Genomic DNA, 19,131 nt, shown 5'->3' with positions numbered 1-19,131 from the left:
CCATCGAGAACGCGGTGTTTTTGAGAGGCACTCCTTGAATCGATGAAAACGGTCGGCGGGGCGTCGTCATCGGCCTTGTCCGTCCGGATTCCGGCTACGCTTCCTTTTCTTGGAACGGGTGTTTCCCGTCGAATCCTTCGGGCGGCGTGTTCTGCGGCAGGGTGTGAACCTGCGCTGAGAAAGAGACCGATGACGAAAAGAATTACCATCATTTCCGTGGGGCTGCGCGGAGACATTCAACCGCTCGCCACGCTGGGCGCGGCCCTCAAGGGCCGGGGTTTCGACGTGCAGGTGATCGGAGCCGGCCGCTATGCGGACACGGTGCGCGGCACCGGGGTGACGTACAGCGCCGTGGAACCGGATCCCGAGACACTGCTCGTGACATCCGACGGGCAGCGGCTGCTGGAATGCGGCGACAATCCGGTGGTGTTCGCGCGGTGGATGCGGCAGGTGGGCGGGCCCGCCGCGGACCGGCTGTTCCGGGAGATCTCGACGGTCGCGCGGCCGAGTGACTGCGTCATCCACTCGCCGTTGGCCGTTCCCGCGCAAAGCCTCGCGGAGTGCTGGGGCGCCACCTCGTTCGCCGCTTCGTTCGTTCCGCTCCGACCCACCCGCTCCTTTTCCCCGAGCGGCCTGGGCCGTTCCCTGGGGCCCATGGGGAACGTGTGGAGTCTCCGGCTCGCCGAGCAGGCGATCTGGCAAGTGTTCCGCCGACGCGTCAACGCGTGGCGGACGGGCACACTGAATCTTCCCCCTTGGCCTTTGACCGGTCCGTTCGGTTCATGGCGCCGCCGACTGCGGCCCACGCTGTACTGCTACAGCCCGTCGGTGCTGCCGGCACCCCCCGACTGGCCGGCGAGTGAACACGTCACGGGGTATTGGCTGTCCGACGCTCCGTCCGACTGGGAACCGCAGCGTGAGCTGGTGGACTTCCTCGGAATCCAGGGCCCGCCGGTCGTCTACGTCGGCTTCGGCAGCATGGTCACCGACGATCAGCGGCGCCGTCACGTAATGGTGCGCGATGCCTTGCGCACGGCCGGTGTGCGGGGTGTCCTGCTCGGAGATCCCGAAGTGACGCCTTCGGACGACCTGGTCCATGTCGTCTCCGGCGTTCCGCACGCCTGGCTCTTCCCCCGGATGGCCGCGGTCGTCCACCACGGGGGATGCGGCACCGTGGGCGCGGGCCTGACCGCGGGAGTTCCCACGGTCACCTGTCCCCACTTCTTCGACCAGCCGTTCTGGGGGGCGCTCGTGCACCGACTGGGGGTGGGGCCCCGCCCGATCCCGGCCTCCGCCCTGACCGCCCGGGTTCTGGCGGAAGCCATCGGGCAGGCGGTGAACGACCGGGACATGCGCCGCAGGGCCGAACGGCTCGGCCACCGCCTGCGGGCGGAGTCCGGTATCGAGGTGGCCTGCGACATCGTGGAGCGCTCCCTCGATCCGGCGCGGAGCCGGGTCTCCCTGACGAGCTGACGAGGGCCGGACCAGTGAACGCTTCCCGGACGGTCGTCGTGGCCGGTGGCGCGGGCTTCCTCGGCTCCCACCTGTGCCGCCGGCTCCTCGCCGACGGCCACCGTGTCGTGTGCGTGGACAACCTGAGCACCGGCAGGTCCGCCAACGTCGACGACCTGACCGCGTGCCCCGATTTCCGTTTCGTTCACGCCGATGTGGTCGAACCCCTCGACCTCCACGGCGAAGTGGCGGCGGTGTGTCATCTGGCGTCCCCCGCCTCCCCCCGCGCCTATCTGGCCCGACCCGTGGAAACGCTTCTCGCGGGCTCGGCCGGAACGCGGCATACACTTGAACTCGCGCGCAGAAAGCAGGCCCGTTATCTCCTGGCCTCGACGAGCGAGGTCTACGGTGATCCGCGAATTCACCCGCAGCCCGAAGGTTATTGGGGTCATGTCAACCCGATCGGGCCGCGCAGTGTGTACGACGAGGCCAAGCGTTTCGCGGAGGCTCTCACGACCGCCTATCGCACCGCCCATGGCGTGGACACCGTCATCGCCCGCATCTTCAACACCTACGGTCCCGGAATACGGGCCGATGACGGCAGGATCGTCCCCACGTTCATCCGGCAGGCCATGGAAGGCGAGCCGATCACCGTCCATGGAGACGGCAGCCAGACGCGTTCGCTGTGCTATGTCGATGACACGGTGGAGGGTCTGGTGCGGCTGCTCCGGGCTGCCCACCACGGGCCGGTGAACATCGGAAACCCGCGCGAGCTGAGCGTGCGGCGCATCGCCGAGACGATCCGGGACATGACGGGTTCCTGTTCCCCGATCGCCTCACTGCCCAGAATGGTCGACGACCCGGAAATCCGGTGTCCCGACATCAGTCTCGCGGCCGAAGTGCTCGACTGGAAACCGTCCGTTCCGCTGGAACAAGGGCTGCGCGTCACCGCGGAATTCTTTTCACGCTCCAGGCACCCGCATGACGGTTCGCCGTTCACACGAACAGGTGGCGGCAGGATCCGTCCGAGTGAACGGCGCCGAAATTCGCCCATCGACTGCTGAAGACTTCCCGCTGATCTTCTTCTTCCCGCCTCCGGGCACACTTCCTGAGGAGTTCCATGGCTGAGCCGGCCGAATCCGTTGCCGTGATCGGGACCGCCTGCCGGCTGCCGGGTGGGGTCAGCGACCTGGACGGCTTGGGGAGCGCCCTGGTGAAGGGCGAGGACCTGGTCGGCGAGGTGCCACCGGACCGGTTCGACAAGGCGGACTTCCTGGACGGCGGCCGGCGCCGCCCCAGCCGCTCCTACACCCTGGCCGGCGGATTCCTGCCGGACGTCCAGGGATTCGACTGCGAATTCTTCCGCGGCATCTCCCCACGGGAAGCCGTGCACATGGACCCGCAGCAGAGACTGCTGCTGGAGATGGCGATCGAGGCGCTGGACGACGCGGGCGTCGACCCGGCGGACCGCGCCGGTTCCGACGGATCCGTCTTCATCGGCTGCTCCAGCCACGACTTCGGCAGCCTCGGACAGCTCAGACCGGCCATCGGCGACGTCCACTCGATGTCCGGCGTCGCCGTCGCCAACACGGCCAACCGCATCTCCCACCTGCTGGACTGGCACGGGGAGAGCTTCGCGCTCGACACCGCCTGCTCCTCGGCGCTGACCGCGATCCACCGGGCCTGCGAGCACCTGACCTCCGGCCGGACCGGCCTCGCCCTGGCCGGCGGCATCAACGTCCTCCTCGTCCCCTGGGTGTTCACCGGCTTCTCCGGTGCCTCGATGCTGTCACCGACCGGCCGCTGCCGGGCGTTCTCGGCCGACGCCGACGGGTACGTCCGCTCCGAAGGCGGTGGCCTGCTGCTCCTGAAGCGGCTGTCCGACGCCCTGGCCGACGGGGATCGCGTGCACGCCGTCATCCTGGGCAGCGGAGCCAACAACGACGGCCGCACCGCCGGCCTCGCCCTCCCGAACGGGCAGGCCCAGCGGCGGCTGTTGACCTCCACGTACGCGAAGGCCGCCGTGCATCCGGACCGCCTCGTCTACATGGAGGCGCACGGCACGGGAACCGCGATCGGCGACCCGATCGAGTGCGAGGCCATCGGGCGCGCGCTGGGAGCACCGCGAACGGCCGGCCCGCTGCCCGTCGGCTCGGTGAAGACCAATCTCGGCCACCTGGAGGCGGCTTCCGGGGTCCCCGGGCTGCTGAAGGCGATCCTCGTGCTCCGGCACGGCATGGTGCCGGCCACGCTGCACGCCGAACCGCTGAACCCGCACATCGACTTCCGGGGGCTCGGCCTCAGCCCCACCGTCCGTCCGCGGCCCGTCGAGGTCACCCCCGCGTCCGTGGTCGGGGTCAACTCCTTCGGCTTCGGCGGCGCCAACGCCCACGTGCTGGTGGGCCCGGCCCCTTCCGGCTCCGGCCCGCGGCCGACGGCCGGGGGACCGCTCCCGGTGATGGTCACCGCCCGGGGCGAGAAGGCCCTGGCCGAGGCGTGCGACCGGCTGGCCGAGAGGCTGGCGCAGGCCGATCCGAGCACCTTCTACGGTCTCGCGTACACCACCCTCCACCGTCGGGCCCGGCACGAGCACCGCACCGTCGTCCTGGCCGAGACCGGCCCGGAGGCGGCGTCGGCCCTGCTGAGAGCCGCCCAGGGGGAGCGCCCCGCGGCGGGTTCGGCCACGGCCGGGGCCGTGCCGCACGGCCGGGTGGCGTTCGCCTTCTCCGGCAACGGATCGCAGTGGCCCGGCATGGGAGCGGAACTGCTCCGTGCCGAGCCCGTGTTCCGCGAGGCCGTGTGGAGCGTCGCGGAGGAACTGGACCCGCTGCTGGGCTGGTCGGTGGCCGAGGCGATGGCGCGGGGCGACGCGGAACGTCTGACGTCGACGTACGTCGCGCAGCCGCTGCTGTTCGCCTACCAGCTCGGTGTCGTGGCCGTGCTGCGCGCCCACGGCGTACGGCCGGAGGCGGTCGTCGGCCACAGCGTCGGGGAGATCGCCGCCGCGTGTGTGGCCGGCGCGCTCGACCTGCCGGCCGCCGCACGCGTGGTCGCCGCGCGGAGCCGGGCGCAGGAGGCCACGGCCGGCACCGGACGCATGGCGGCCGTCGGGCTGTCCGAGCGCGAAGTCACTGCCGAACTGGCCGCTTATGACGGCAGGTTGGAACTCGCCGGAGTCAACAGCCGGGCCGACACCACGGTCGCCGGACGGGCCGCCGACATCGCGCTCCTCGGGCGACGTCTCGAGGAGCGGGGCGTGTTCGTACGCGAACTCGACCTGGACTACGCCTTCCACAGCTCCGCCATGGACCCCATCAGGGACCCCCTGCTCGACGCCCTGGCCGGTCTGACGCCGGGGGAGCCGTCGATGCCCTTCGCCTCCACGGTGACCGGCGGTGTCCTGGACGGCTCACAGCCCTTGGACGCCGCGTACTGGTGGCGGAACGTCCGCGAACCCGTGCGCTTCGCGCCGGCCGTGGAAGCCCTGACGGCCGCGGACTTCGACGTCTTCGTGGAGATCGGCCCCCACGCGGTGCTCGGCCCCTACCTGCGCCGGCTGACCCGGAGCGGAACCTCGCACCGCGAGGTCGTGAAGACGGGCTCCCGCCGCGCCGACGGCCCCGCCGCCCTCAGGGGCACCGTCGCCCACCTGCTGGCCGCCGGCGCCCCGGTCGACCTGCGCGGACACTTCCCCGAGCCGGCCGCGCCGGCGGACCTGCCCGCCTACCCCTGGCAGCGCGAACGGCACTGGAACGCCGATCCGAGCTGGTGGTCCGGCATCTCCAGCGACGGCGTGACCCTGCACCCGCTCCTCGGCCAGCGCGCCGTCACGGCCGAACCCGCCTGGCACGGCGTCCTCGACACGGTACGGACCCCCTGGCTGTCCGACCACCGGATCGGCCCGAGCACCGTGCTCCCCGCCACCGGATACCTGGAAACCGCGCTCGCGGCCGGCCGCCGGCTCCTGGACACGACCGAACTGGAGGTCACCGACCTCTCCGTCACCAGCGCCTGCGTCCTGCCAGGCCCGGACAGCACCGACGACCTGCTGCTCCAGACCGGTGTCGAACCCCGGACCGGCACCGTCACCATCGCGAGCCGCAGCAGGGCGGACGGGCCCTGGCAGCACCACGCGCAGGGCCGGGTACGGCGTCTGCTCCGGCCGGAACCCGCACCGCTCGACCTGCCCGGACTGCGCGATCGGCTCCGCCCCGAACCGCTGCCGGCCGCCGCGCTGTACGAGGGCCTGGTCGCCGGCGGCATCACCCACGGCCCCGCCTTCCAGGTCCTCACCGAAGTGCGCCTGGGCGAAGGGGAGTTGCTCGCCGCCTACCGCACCGATCAGGACACGGACGACTACCTCGCCCACCCGGTGGTGACCGACGGCGCCCTCCAGGCCGGAGCCCCGCTGCTGGCCGGACTCTCCGGGACCGCGCTGTTCCTGCCCGCCGGGCTGACGGCCGTACGCCTGTGGCACCGGCCGCCCCCCGAGGGCCACCTGCACCTGCGGCTCGTCGGGGCGACGAGCCGGGAAGCCGTGTGGGACGTGTCGCTGACCGACCAGGACGGCCGGGTCTGCGTGGAGCTGGAGGGCTGCCGGCTGCGCCGCTTCGACCAGCAGGCGGGCGATCCGTCGGCGCTGCAGGAACTGGTGCTCCGGGCGGCCCCACGGGACGCCGCCGAGCCCGTACCGCTGCCCGCTCCGGCCGAACTCCTGGCCCGGACCGCCGCCGCCCGGGCGCGCCTGCGCGGCCGTACCGAGGACCGCTACGAGCAGGTGACGGCCCGCTCCGGGGAGATCGCGGCGGTCTTCGCCCGGCAGGCGGTGGAGGAACTGCTGCCGGGGCGGGCCGAGTTCTCCGTGGACGACCTGTGCGAGGCCGGCGCCCTGCCGAAGTTCCGTCCCTACCTGCGCCGGCTGGCGCGCCTCATGAGCGACGCCGGCGTGGCCGAGCGCGTGTCCGAGGACCGCTGGCGCCTCACCGGGACATCCGCCGGCGCGGACCCCCGGCAGGCGATCCGCGCTCTGGTCACCGACCTGCCCGAGGCGCTGACCCTGACCCTGCCGGGCCTGCGCTGCGGGCTGCGGCTGCCCCGACTGCTGCGGGGGGAGGAGGACACGCGCGAGGTCCTCTTCGGCGAGGCCGACCAGCACTTCCTCACCCAGCTCTACGGCAACGCGTCCAACCTGCGGCTGCACAACGCCTACGCCGCGCGACTGCTCGGCGCGGTGGTCGACCACTGGCCCGCCGACCGGCCACTTCGCATCCTCGAAGTGGGCGCCGGGACCGGCGGCACGACCGCCGCGCTGCTGCCCGTGCTGCCCCCCGAGCGGACCCGCTACCTGTTCACCGACCGTTCGGCGGGCTTCCTGGCCAAGGCGAAAGCCCGGTTCGCCGGCTACGACTTCGTCGAGTACGGCACGCTCGACCTCGACGGGGACCCCGGTGAACAGGACTGCGCACCCGGCCACTTCGACCTGGTGGTGGCCGCCAACGCCCTGCACACCGCCCGGGACGTGGGTGCGGCCGTGGACCGGCTCGGGACGCTGCTCGCCGACGGGGGCATGCTGCTCGCGCTGGAGAGCCACGACAGCGACTGGGTGTCCACGGTCTTCGGCGTGCTGGACGACTACTGGGACTACACGGACACCGACCTCCGCGAGGACTCTCCTCTCCTGCGACGCGAGCAGTGGAAGAACCTGCTGGCCACGCGGGGATTCGACGCCGTGGCCTGCACCGGCGAGGCACCGGACGCCCCCCGCGCGAGCGACTCGGTGATCCTGGCCCGGCGCACCCCGCGGGCCGCCCGCTCCGGCGAGCCGCCCGCCGCCCCACCGGCCCCGGACGGCCGGTGGCTGGTGGCGGCGGCACCCGGCGACCTGTCCGACCGCCTCGCCGCGGCGCTCGGCACCCGGCCGCTGCCGCCGACGACCGACTGGGCGACGGCCGTACCCGCCGACCCGGACGCCGCCGTGCGTCTGGTCCTGCTCCCGGACGTGACCGGCCCGGCCGGGCGGGAGGCCGACCCGGCCGCTGCCGTCACCGCGGCGGCCTGCCGGCTCCGTGACGTGATGGCCGGCCTGGGCGCCCGCAAGGACGTCGCGCTCTGGCTGGTGCTGCCGCCGACCGGCCTCTTCCCGGCCCCCGAACGTCCGGGGACACCCGAGGCGGCCGCCGTGTGGGCGCTCGGCCGTACCGTCGCCAGCGAGTACCCCGCGGTCACCGTGCGGATGGTCTCCCTGGAGCGGTCCGGGGACGCCGCCCGGGACGCGGCCCGGCTGCTCGCCGAACTGCGCGACCCGGGGCCCGAGCGCGAGATCGTGCTGACCGGCGGCGGCCGGTTCGTCCCCCGGTTCACCACGGCCGCCCCGCCGGTGCGCCGGCGGACCGACGGGTACCAACTGGGCCTGCGCGACCCCGGCATGTCCCACCGACTGGTCTGGGAACCGCGGGAGACCCCCGAGCCCGCGGCCGGTGAGGTGCTGGTCGCCGTCCGCGCCGCCGCCCTGAACTACCGCGACGTGATGCTGGCCACCGGGCTCATCCCGGACGACCGGCCGGTGCCCGGCCTGCGAGGGCCCTCCCTGGGCCTGGAGGGCGCCGGCGTGGTGGTCGCCGTCGGACCGGGGGTGACCGGTTTCGCCCCCGGAGACCGGGTCTTCGGCACCGGCGTGGGCTGGTTCGCCTCCCACGTCGTCCTCCGGCCGGGCCAACTGGGCCGGATCCCGGAGCGGATGTCCTTCGCCGAGGCGGCCACCCTGCCCGCGGTCTTCCTCACCGTCCAGTACGGGCTGGAGCGCCTGGCCCGCCTGCGCGCGGGGGAACGGGTCCTGGTCCACGGAGCGGCCGGCGGCGTGGGGCTGGCGGCCCTGCAGTACGCGTGGTCGGCCGGCGCCGAGGTCGTCGCCACCGCAGGCACGCCCGGCAAACGGGACCTGCTGCGGATGCTCGGCGTCCCCCACGTCCTGAACTCACGGGACCTCCGCTTCGCCGAGGACGTCCGCGAGCTGACCGGCGGCCAGGGCGTCGACGTGGTGCTCAACTCCCTCGCCGGCGAGGCCATCGCCCGCGGGCTGGAGTGCCTGCGCCCCGGCGGCCGGTTTATCGAGCTCGGCAAGCGCGATCTGTACGCCAACACGCCGCTGCTCCTCGGCCCGTTCCGGCGCAACATCGCCTACTTCGGGGTCGACGTGGCGACCCTGCCCGAGCACCTGCCGGAGGTCGCGGCGGAGGAGTTCGCCGAGCTGTGCCGGCGCGTCACGGACGGCCGCTACCGGCCGCTGCCCCACCAGGTGTACCCCGCCGGTGCGATCGCCGACGCGTTCCGCTCCCTGCGGCACTCCAAGCACCTGGGCAAGATCGTCGTCGAACCGGTCGAGCCGGTGCCGGTCGAACAGCCGGTGCCGCCACTGGAACCGTGTCCCACCGGCAGCTACCTGGTCACCGGGGGACTGAGCGGACTCGGCGCGTCCCTGGCGGAGCACCTGGCGCGGCGCGGGGCCCGGCACCTCGTCCTGGTCGGCCGGCGCGGCGCGGACGCGCCCGAGGCGCCGGCGCTGCTGACGCGCCTGGCGGACGCCGGGGCGCGGGTGACCGTGGTCGCCGCGGACGTGGGCGACCGCGAGGCGATGCGGCGGGTGTTCGCCGACGCGGACGACGCGGGACACCCGGTGCGGGGCGTCCTGCACGCCGCCATGGTCCTCGACGACGCACCGCTCGCGGAGCTGACGGCCGAGCGCCTCGACGCCGTCCTGCACCCGAAGGTGCGGGGAGCCGTCGTGCTGGACGAGCTGACCGCCGACCGGGACCTGGACTTCTTCCAGGTGTGCTCCTCCGTGACCACCCTGGGCGGCAACAAGCTCCAGAGCGGCTACGTCGCCGCCAACGCCTACCTCGAGGCCCTGGTCCGCCGGCGGCGCGCCGCGGGCCGGCCCGGGACCGCCCAGGTACTCGGAGCCGTCGCCGAGACCGGCTTCGTGGTCCGCAGCGGTCTGGCGCCGACGCTGCGCCGCATGGGCCTGGGCTCGGTCACACCGGCGGGGATCTGGCAGGCGTTCGAGCGGCAGCTCGCCCACGGACCGGACGTCGGGGTCTTCGGCCGGATGGACTGGGAACGGGTGGGGCAGCTTTTCGCCGGCCTCAACCGGCCCGCGTTCGCCGCCTACCTGGACGGCAAGAACAGCTCCGGGGTGAGCCGCGCCGAGGCACTGCGGTCCAGGCTCGCCGGGCTTCCCGACGAGGAGGCGGCGGACATCGTCTGCGGTGAACTGGCGGCCCTGGTGGCCGAGGTGCTGCAGACCACCCCCGAACGCGTCGACCGCACCTGCAAGCTGGACCGGCTGGGGCTCGACTCGCTGATGGTCGTCGAGCTCTCCGTCGCCGTGGACCGCATGCTGGGGTGCTCCGTCCCCGTCATGGAACTCGTCGCGGCGAGCTGCCTCGACGACCTCGCGCGCCGCGTCCTGCCGCTGGTGACCGGAGGCACCCGATGACCGGCGTGCCGGCCCGCCCGGCGGTGAAACTCGACGAACTGCCCTGGTGGCGGCCGCTGGTGGTGCAGGTCGCCGGGCGGGCGCACCCGGACGACGGCGCGCTGAGGGTCTTCGTCCGGCATCTCACGGCGGCGTTCGAGGAGCAGGGACACACCGTCGTGGAGTCCTCGCACGGTGACGTCGACCTGCTGCTGATCGTGACCCACATCCCGCGCGGGCCCGAACCGCTGTGCGACCGCGTTCCCGAGGAGAGCCCTCCGCTGAGCGCCCGGACCTGTGGCGAACTGGGGCTGCACGTGGGCTCGCGCCGGACGGTGGTGCTCGCCCAGGTCCCCGAGCGGCTGACCGGCCTGCGGCACACCGACTCGGTCGAGATCGGACGGACCGTCATGGGACGGACCGCGACCCCGCGCGTCGTCCTGCTCGGCGACGACGGACGGGAGGCCGCCCTGTTCACCCTCGAAGGCGGCCACCCCACCGAGACGGAGGAACCGGCCGACCGGATCCGCGACCGGCTGGTGACCGCCGCCTGCGCGCGGGACGTCGGCGACCGCTACGACGTCGTCCCCGACGCCCTGTCCGCAACCGCCTGGGCGGATTCCCCGGCGCCGGGCCAACTGGCGGCCGCCGGGCGGCGGATGGGCGAACTCGGACTGCTGCCGGAACCGGTCAGGATCGACCGCTACGTCTCCGACGGCCTCGCCTCGCTCTACCGCGAGTACCTCGGCTGGAAGCGCCTCAGCGAAGGCATGCTCTTCCTCTACGACCCGGGCCTGGACGCCGTCGTGGTCACCGCGTCCGGAAGCTGGGACGTCGACAAGCGGGACCTGCGGGAGGACGAGGTCACCGTCCTCCATCCGCGGCCCCACGGCGACCGGCTGCGCGTGCTGGCTCCCGAAGGCGTCGACCCGAAGGGGCCGTCGGTGGAGGCGTGGGAGGTGTGCGCCCTGCTCGCGGCCGCCCCCACCGTCCGGCTGAGCCGGACGGCGGACGGGCACTGGGTACCCGATCCGCACGGCGAACGCATCGCCCCGCTCATCCGCGGCGGAGTCCACGCCCACGTGGGGGTCGCCCGGGCCGACGCCACGGTGATCGAGTCGGTGCCCCCCAACCGTGAGCTCTACCCGTACGGCTTCGGCTGCGGAACGGACCTGATGGCCGAGGTGGCCGCGGACACCGTCGCCCGGTCACGCGCGCTCCACGATCCCGAGGACCCCCGGCGGTACGTCCGCTGGCCGATGCTCTACCACGGTGAAATGGCGGTCGAACTATGGAAACCCGGCCTTCCCCAGGAACCGCTCCAAGGACTGCTGGACGCCTACGCCCAGTCCGTCGGGTACACCCCGGAACACGTCGACCAGCCGCTGTAGACCCGGAGGGGAGCGGACCCGGAGGCGGTACCCGTCCGGCCCGCCCCGCGCCCGCCCGCCGCCGGACGTACGGCCTCGGGCCCGCCCGGCCGGCGGCGCCGCGCGCCGGGGGACGCCACCGGGACGACCACCGGCCGGGGCGGGGAAGCGCCGCCCGCCCCCGCCGGTGAGCCCTCGCAGCGCGCCGGGCGGCCACCGGCCGGCCGGCGCCCCCGCGGCCGTGAGGATCCTGAGCCCGGCCGGTCTCCTGCGGGGCAGCCGCGCCCCGCTGGCCCTCGCCGCCGCCCTCGCCTGGTGCTCGGCCGGGGCCTTCCTGGCCCTGCCCCGGGCGCTCGGCGGCATGGGGGCCGCGCTCGTCCGCGGTGAACCCGTGGCCGGCCCGGTCGCCGCGCTGACCGCCCTGACCCTGACCGCGTACGCCTCCCAGGCCCACTGCGGACGGCTGCTGGCCCGTGCCGGCGAACGCGTCGTACTGGACCTGCGCGCGCGCCTCGTCCACCACCTGCTGCGCCTGCCGCTCCCCGACGTCCGCGCGCGGGGAGCGGGCGACCTCAGCGCACAGGTCATCTTCGACACGGCGCAGGTTCGGGTGGCGTTGGAGTCCGGGCTCGTCCACCTGCCCGCGGCGGTGTTCGGGGTGCTCGCCATCCTCACGGCCATGACGCGCCTCGACCCCCAGCTCACGCTCGTCACCGTCGGCTCGTTCGCCCTGGTCGGGGGACCGCTGGCGCTGGTGCTGGCCCGCACCCGGCGCGTGGCCGCCGCCCAGCTCCGGGCCCTCGGCCGGCTGAACCACCGCCTCCTCAACTGCTGGCAGACGCTGGCGGTCGTCAAGACCTACCGCTACGAGACGGCGGCCGCGGCCGCCCTGCGGGACGCCGCGGCGGACTACGGCACCCTCTCGGCCGCGGCCACCCGGTCACAGGCGGTCGTGGGCCCGCTCGTCGGGCTGGCCCAGCAACTGGCGATGACGGCGGTCACGGTGACCGCGGCGCACCGCGTCGGTGCGGGCACCCTGTCCCTGGAGACCTCCAGCACGTTCTTCTTCTTCCTGCTCTGCCTCTCCGCTCCCGTGACCGTCATCGCGGCGGGCGCGGGACAGGTGCGGACCGGACAGGCCGCCCGCGTCCGGCTCGCGGCCCTGCTCGCCTCCCCGGCCGAGGCGGAGACACCGGCACCGCCCCGGCCCGCCCACCGCGCTCCCGCCCCGGCCGGCGCCGCCGCCGCCGTCGCCTTCCACGACGTCACCTTCGCCCACCCCGGCTCCGCCCCGGCACTCAGGAACCTCTCCTTCACCGTCCCCGCCACCGGCCTGACCCTCCTCGTCGGCCCGTCGGGCGCGGGGAAGACCACGGCACTCGCGCTGATCACCGGCCTGTTGCGCACCGGGCAGGGGCGGATCGACGTCCTGGGACAGGAGGTCGGCTCCTGGCGGCTCTCGCTGCTGCGCCGCCGCGTCGCCTACGCCGAGCAGCACGCCACGGTGTGGGAAGGCACCGTCAGCGAGAACCTCCGGATGGGATGCGGCCCGCACACGGGCGACGACGCGCTGTGGAACGCGCTGGACGCGGTCGGGCTGGCCGAAGCCGTCGAACGGCTCCCGCAGGGGCTCGGCACTGCGCTGGGCGGCGACCGTGCGCTGTCCGGCGGACAGTGCCAACGGCTGTCGCTGGCCCGCGCCCTGCTCACCGACGCCGACCTCCTCGTGCTGGACGAGCCGACCTCACAGGTGGACACCGCCGGCGAACGGCACATCTTCGGCACCCTGACCCGCCTGGCCGCCACGCGACCGGTCCTCATGGCCACCCACCGCCCCCACGCGCTGCCGACCGCGACCCACGTCGTCACCATCACCCCGCCGCCCCCCATGCCGGGCAGCCGCCGCCGCTCCGCACGGCCGAGCGAGCCGGCCCCGTCATGAACCCCGGCGACCGCCCCCCCACCCACCCCTGTCCGTCACCCCGGAAAGCCGCGAGACCCCTGGCCCGTCAAAGGAATGGTGCAGTCGATGCCCGACAAGACGACCGAAAGCGCCACGCTCACGGCGGACGAGACGTCCGCGGCGCGGCGCCCCACCGTGCGCCCGGTGCGGCGCCGGCGCATCCTCCTCCGCCCCGCCGTGCCCTCCGGCCGGCACCGCCTGGTGCCGTCCCCGGACGCCGACGGCAAGGGAAGGGACGTGCTGGGCGCGGTGGCGCGGTGGGCGTACCGGCACAGCCGGCTGGTACTCGGCTCGGCGGCCTGCCTGTTCCTGCTCTGCGCCGCCGTGGGACTGAGCGCGGGCGGCCAGTGGTCCAACGGCGGCGTCATCGCCGAGAACACGGCCGCGCGCCGGGCCGAGGAAGCCGCCCAACGGCTCGGGGCGGGCACGCCGGACCTGGTCCTGTACGCCCGCTCCGGCCGCCCGGTCGACACGCCCGAGGTGGCGGAGCGGGGCCGGCGGCTGACCGAACTGGCCGCCCGGTCCCCGGGCGTCGCCACCGCGCTGTCGTACTGGAACACCGGGCTGGACCCGCTGCGTTCCGCCGACGGCCGGGGCGCGTTGCTGCGCATCGACCTGAAGGGGAACGAGTCCGAGACCGCCCGTACCGCGCGGACCCTGGTACCGGCCCTGCGGGCCGCCGCGTCCGGATTCGACCTGTCGGTGAGCGGGTCCACCTGGATCGACGTGTCCGCCACCGACCAGGCGGAGCGGGACCTGCTGCGTTCGGAGGTGTTCGCCCTGCCGGCGGCGTTCGCCGTCCTGGCGCTGGCCTTCGGGTCCCTGAGCGCGACGCTCGTCCCCCTGGGGATCGGCCTGGTCGCGGCGTCGGGGGCCCTGGCCCTGCTGGCGGCGGTGACCCGGCTGACGCCGGTCTCCGTCTTCGCCGTCAACCTGAGCTGCGCCCTCGGCTTCGGACTGGCCGTCGACTACGCCCTGTTCACGCTCTCGCGGTACCGGGAGGAACGCGCCCGCGGCCTGGACGCGGAGGCGGCCGTCGGGCGGACGATGTCCACCACCGGCCGCGCCGTGACCTTCTGCGCCCTGACGATGGCATGGTGCATGGCGTCGCTCCTCGTCTTCCCCCTGGGGCTGATCCGTTCGCTCGCGATCGCCTCGATCGTCGTCGTGGGGTTCTGCGTGGCGGGCACCCTGTTCCTGATTCCCGCATTGGTGGCGGCCCTGGGGAGCCGGCTCGACGACGCGAGACTTTCCTTCCGCCTGCCCTGGCGCCCCCGCACCGCCAACCCTTGCGGCAGTAGCCCCACTTGGCGGCGGGTCGCCGTCACGGTGACCAAACGGCCCCTGCTGTGGGCACTGGCCGGATCCGCCGTGCTCCTCGCGCTGGCGGCGCCCGTCGGCGGACTGCGCCCCGCGTTGATGGACGAGTCCATCCTGCCGCGCCACGCCGAGGCCCGGACCGCCGCGGAAGCGATCCGGACGGACTTCGCACACTCTCCCGACCGGCAGTTGACGGTCGTCCTGCCGCGGACGGACCCGGTGGCCGGGGCCGCCCGGCTGGACGCCTATGCCCGGCGTCTGGCGGCGCTGCCCGGCGCGGCCCGGGTGAGCACCGAGGCCGGGGACTACGCCGGCGGGCGGCTCACCGCCCCACGGCACATCGACGCGGGCGGGCGGCGCGGAACACTGGTCGTGGTGTTCGCCGCCGACGCCGCCCAGGCGCCGCGCACCGTCGCCCTGGTCCGGGCGGTACGCGACACCGCCGCGCCCGGACCGGCACAGGTCGCCGGCGCCGCCGTGCACCTCGCCGACACCCGGCAGGCCGTGACGGGAGCCCTCGGCCGGTGGGCGGCGCTGATGCTCGGCGGCGTGTTCGTCATGCTCCTGCTCCTCACCCGGAGCCCGCTGGTCGCCGTGAAGGCCGCCGCCCTGGGCGGCCTCAGCATCGGGGCGGCCATCGGACTGATGGTGCTGCTCTTCCAGCGGGCCCACGTCCTCGGCCCCCCGGCCGGCGGGGCCCCGGGCACGCTGGAGATCACGATGCCGCTGCTGGCGGCCGCCCTGGCCTTCGGCCTCTGCGTGGACTACGAGGTCTTCCTCGTCGCGCGCATGGCGGAGGAATGGCGGCGTACCCGGCGGAACACCGACGCCATCGTGTTCGGCATCGAGCACACCGGACGGCTGTTCACCGCCGCCGCCCTGGTGGTCGCCGTGAGCATGGGGGGACTGATGCTGGCCCGGATCAGCCTCCTGGTCGTCCTGGGCGCGACGATCGCCGCGATCGTCCTCCTCGACGCCACCGTGGTACGAGGCGTGCTCGTCCCGGCGGTGATGCGGCTGGCGGGCCGGGCGAACTGGTGGACCCCGACGCCGCGTCGACGCCCGGCGGCCGCCGGGCGTCCCGCCGTGACCGGAACCGGAGGCGACGGCACCGCCGGCACCTGAGCGGAGGGACCGGCGCCGGTCCTCGTCCGCCCGCCGCACCCGCACGGCGTCGTCATGCCGTGCCCCACCCACCGCTGCCCCCACCCACCGCTGCTCCCGCTCACCACAGGAAGGCAGGACATGGCACGGTACCCCCTCACCGGCAAGACGGTCCTCATCACCGGCGCCACCGGCGGCATCGGGACCGCCTGTGCCCACGCGCTGCACGCCCGGAGGGCCAACGTCGTCCTGGTGGGCCGCGACACCTCCGCCCTGTCGGCCCTGGCACGGCGGCTCGGAGCGGAACGAGCCCTGCCACTGCGAGCGGACGTGACCGACCAAGCGGCGCTGGACGAGGCGGTGGTTCGCGCTGTGCGGCGTTTCGGGGGACTCGACGTCGTCTTCGCCAACGCGGGCGTCGCCCCCGTGCGTCCGACCACCCTGGCGAGAACCGACTCCGTGACGTTCGAGCGCGTCATCGAGGTGAACGTGCTGGGCACCTGGCGCACGGTGCGGGCGGCCCTGCCGCACGTCGTCGCCCGCCGTGGCCACGTCCTCGTCAACGCGTCCGTCTTCGCCTACGTCAACGGTGCCGCCAACGCCCCCTACGCCGCGTCGAAGGCCGCGGTGGAGCAACTCGTCCGCGCGCTGCGGGTGGAACTGGGCGCCCGCGGGGCCACGGCCGGAGTGCTGTACCCCGGCTGGGTGGAGACCGGGATGTCCCGGGTGGCCTTCGGCGGGGATCCGCTGGTGACCCGGATGCGCGAGGCCGCGTTCCCCCGGCTGTTCGCCGACGCGATCGGCCCCGAACAGGTGGCGGGCCGCGTCGTGAAGGGGATCGAACGGCGCGCCGCCGGCATCACCGTCCCCCGCCGCTGGCAACCGGTCGGGATGCTGCGCGGCCTCGTCAACCCCCTCGTCGACCGCACCCTGATGCGCCATGGGCGCTTCCAGTCGCTGCTGCGGTCGCTGGAGGACGACGCCCGGGAGGCCGGCACGCCGTGTCGGGAGGCGGAGCCCCGATGACGGTCGCCGCGTCGCCCGTTCGCGCCGCGGCACCCGCACCGGCATCGTGCCTCCGCCGCTGATGCCGTACCGCTCCCCGCACGGTCTCCCCGGCCGCCGGCCGCGCCCCACCGCCGGCCGCCGCGGAGGGGCTTTCAGCTCTCAGTGCGCGACGGGCACTTCGTCCGCCCTTTTCCCGGCGTCCGGAGCGCTTCCGCGGAGCGGCCGGGGCCGCCACCAGTTGGCGCGGCCCATCAGCACCATCAGTGCCGGCGCCAGGAGCAGGCGGATCAGGGTGGCGTCGACGAGTACGGCGACGGCGACGCTGACGCCCAGGATCTTGAGGACGAGCAGGCCGGAGGCGGACAGGGCCGCCATGGCGACGACGATGACGAGCGCCGACGCGGTGAAGAGGCCCGCCGAGCGCTGGAGTGCCCGGGCGACGGCCTGGCGGGTCGGCGCCCCGGCGTCGTGTTCCTCGACGGTCCGGGTGAGCAGCAGGATCTCGTAGTCCATGGACAGCCCGGAGGCGAAGCACAGGACGAGGACCGGGACGAGGGTGTCGGTCACACCGGTGACGGTGACGTCGCCCAGCCACCGGCTCGCGAACCCCATCTGGAAGATCAGCACCATCACGCCGAAGGAGGCGCACAGGCTCAGGACGTTGAGCACGAGGGCCTTGAGCGAGAGCACCACGCTGCGCGTGCACCAGGCGATCAGCACCAGCATCGCCACCGTGATGAGGACGAGCGCCCACGCCACCCGGGCCCGGATGGCGTCCACGAGGTCGGCCAGCCACGCCTGCGTCCCGCCGACCAGCGCGGGCACCGGGGACGGAACGGCACGGACGGCGCGGGCGACGGCGGCCCCCTCCGGGCTCTGCGCCTCCACGTCGGTGACCACGGCGGCCCACACGCCGGCGGCCGGCGCGTAGCCGGACGGTGCCTCGGCGCCGGAGATCCGGCGGCCGTCCCGGTAGACACCGCTCACCGTCTCGACCCGCGCGACGTGCGCGAGCCGGCTCAGCCCGCGCGCGTACCTGTCGACGGCGCTCCCGTGCCGCCGGGCGTCGAGCCCGGGGAGTGCCACCTGCACGGGGCTGAGACTTTGGGGGTCGAAGTCGCGGCGCACGGTGTCCATGGCCTGCCGGACGGCGGTGCTCCGGGGCAGCGCGCGGTCGTCCAGCACGCCCATCCGGGCATGCAGGCACGGTGCCACCAGGGCCAGGAGCACGGCGGACGTCCCCAGTGCCACCAGGGCGGGGCGGCGCATCACCCACTGGGCGACCCGGTACCAGCGTCCCGCCCCGGCCGCCGGGCCGCCCCGCTTGCGCGGGGGCAGGGCCGGGCGGTCCCACCGGGCGCCGAGCACGAGCAGTCCGGCGGGCAGGGCGGTCACCGCGAGCGCCCCGCCGATCGCCACGACGAACATGCCGCCGTAGGCGATCGAGGTGAGCATGTCCAAGGGGAACAGCAGAAGGGCCGCCAGCGTGGCGATCACCGTGGCGGCCGAACACACCACGGTGCGGCCGGCGGTGGTGACCGTCCGGAGCAGGGCGCGCCGACGGTCGGCGGCGCGCCCCAGTTCCTCGCGGTAGCGGGCGAGGACGAAGAGGCTGAAGTCGACGGCGACCGCGAAGCCGAGCGCGAAGGTGAGGTTCAGGGCGAAGACGGACACCGGGGTGAGGTGGGACAGGGCCGCCAGGACGGCGACGCTGCCGCCCACGGCCAAGGCGCCGAGCAGCACGGCGAGGGCGGCGGGCACGAGGCCGCCGAGCACGAGGACGAGCACGACGGCCGTCAACGGACCGGCCACCAGCTCGGTCATGCGCAGATCCCGCCGGCTCTGTTCCTCGGTGGCCAGCCCGACCGCCAGCGGGCCGGTCGCCCTGACCCGCAACGTCCCCTGACGTCCCGTCAGCTCACGGACGATCGGGCCGACGTCGGCCCTTGCCGTGGACTCCGTGGTGAGCAGGCGCAGTTGGACCAGGGCCGCCCGGCCGTCGCGCCCCCGCAGGGAGCGGGCGTGGCCGGTCCAGTACGAGCGGACGGCCACCACCTTCGGGTAGCGCGCCGCCCGCCGGGTCAGGAGTCGTCCGTCGTGGACCGCCGAAGGAGCGTCGACCGTGTCCTCCGCCTCCGTCACCAGGGTCAGCGTCGGGCTGCCGCTGTGGAACACCGCGGACAGGACGGCGTCGGCCCGCGCGGACTCGAAGTCCGGCCGGCTCATGCCGCCGTGCGTGAAACGCCCGCCCAGCCCGGCCCCCAGCGTCAGCACCAGGAGCAGGGCCCCGCCCGCCACGGCGAGCGTACGGACCGGATGCCACAGGACCAGGCGGCCCAGTACGGTCAGCGGGGCCTCGCGGCCGGGGCGGCGGCGCGGGGGCTCGGGAGGGCAGGGGGGTGCGGACATGGCGGAAGTGAAGCAGGCGGACGGCGGCGATC

General features: G+C 74.3%; 8 protein-coding genes. 7 read left to right on the top strand and 1 reads right to left on the bottom strand.

Annotation, left to right across the window (positions count from 1 at the left end):
* Positions 1-216 precede the first annotated feature (216 nt).
* From ACZ6X9_RS23870 to ACZ6X9_RS23840, 7 genes are all read left to right on the top strand, one after another.
* Positions 217-1,473, top strand: coding sequence for a glycosyltransferase (locus tag ACZ6X9_RS23870; RefSeq protein WP_469780030.1), 1,257 nt, complete (start codon positions 217-219; stop codon positions 1,471-1,473).
* Positions 1,474-1,487: 14 nt separating this feature from the next.
* Entirely contained in the window at positions 1,488-2,516 is a 1,029-nt protein-coding gene (locus ACZ6X9_RS23865) for a UDP-glucuronic acid decarboxylase family protein (protein WP_469780029.1), read from the top strand.
* Positions 2,517-2,572: 56 nt separating this feature from the next.
* Positions 2,573-9,946, top strand: coding sequence for an SDR family NAD(P)-dependent oxidoreductase (locus ACZ6X9_RS23860; protein ID WP_469780028.1), 7,374 nt, complete (start codon positions 2,573-2,575; stop codon positions 9,944-9,946).
* On the top strand, positions 9,943-11,316 hold the full coding sequence (locus ACZ6X9_RS23855; protein WP_469780027.1) for a hypothetical protein: 1,374 nt from the start codon (positions 9,943-9,945) through the stop codon (positions 11,314-11,316). Before ACZ6X9_RS23860 ends, ACZ6X9_RS23855 begins: the two co-directional genes overlap by 4 nt.
* 220 nt (positions 11,317-11,536) lie before the next feature.
* The gene (locus ACZ6X9_RS23850) at positions 11,537-13,237 is read left to right on the top strand and encodes an ABC transporter ATP-binding protein (RefSeq protein WP_469780026.1); all 1,701 of its coding nucleotides are present in this window, start codon (positions 11,537-11,539) and stop codon (positions 13,235-13,237) included.
* An 87-nt stretch (positions 13,238-13,324) separates the two neighbouring features.
* On the top strand, positions 13,325-15,703 hold the full coding sequence (locus ACZ6X9_RS23845) for an MMPL family transporter (RefSeq protein ID WP_469780025.1): 2,379 nt from the start codon (positions 13,325-13,327) through the stop codon (positions 15,701-15,703).
* A 120-nt stretch (positions 15,704-15,823) separates the two neighbouring features.
* Positions 15,824-16,708 (top strand): short-chain dehydrogenase/reductase, encoded by an 885-nt coding sequence (locus ACZ6X9_RS23840; protein WP_469780024.1) that lies wholly within the window; start codon positions 15,824-15,826, stop codon positions 16,706-16,708.
* Positions 16,709-16,849: 141 nt separating this feature from the next.
* Here the strand turns inward: ACZ6X9_RS23840 and ACZ6X9_RS23835 are convergent, their stop codons facing one another.
* A complete protein-coding gene (locus tag ACZ6X9_RS23835; protein ID WP_469780023.1) occupies positions 16,850-19,099 on the bottom strand; it encodes an MMPL family transporter in 2,250 nt (749 codons plus the stop codon).
* Positions 19,100-19,131 lie beyond the last annotated feature (32 nt).

Source organism: Streptomyces sp. NPDC052910 (assembly GCF_055585605.1).
The sequence above is the reverse complement of the archived record's forward strand: the minus strand, read 5'-3'. Positions and strand labels throughout refer to the sequence as shown.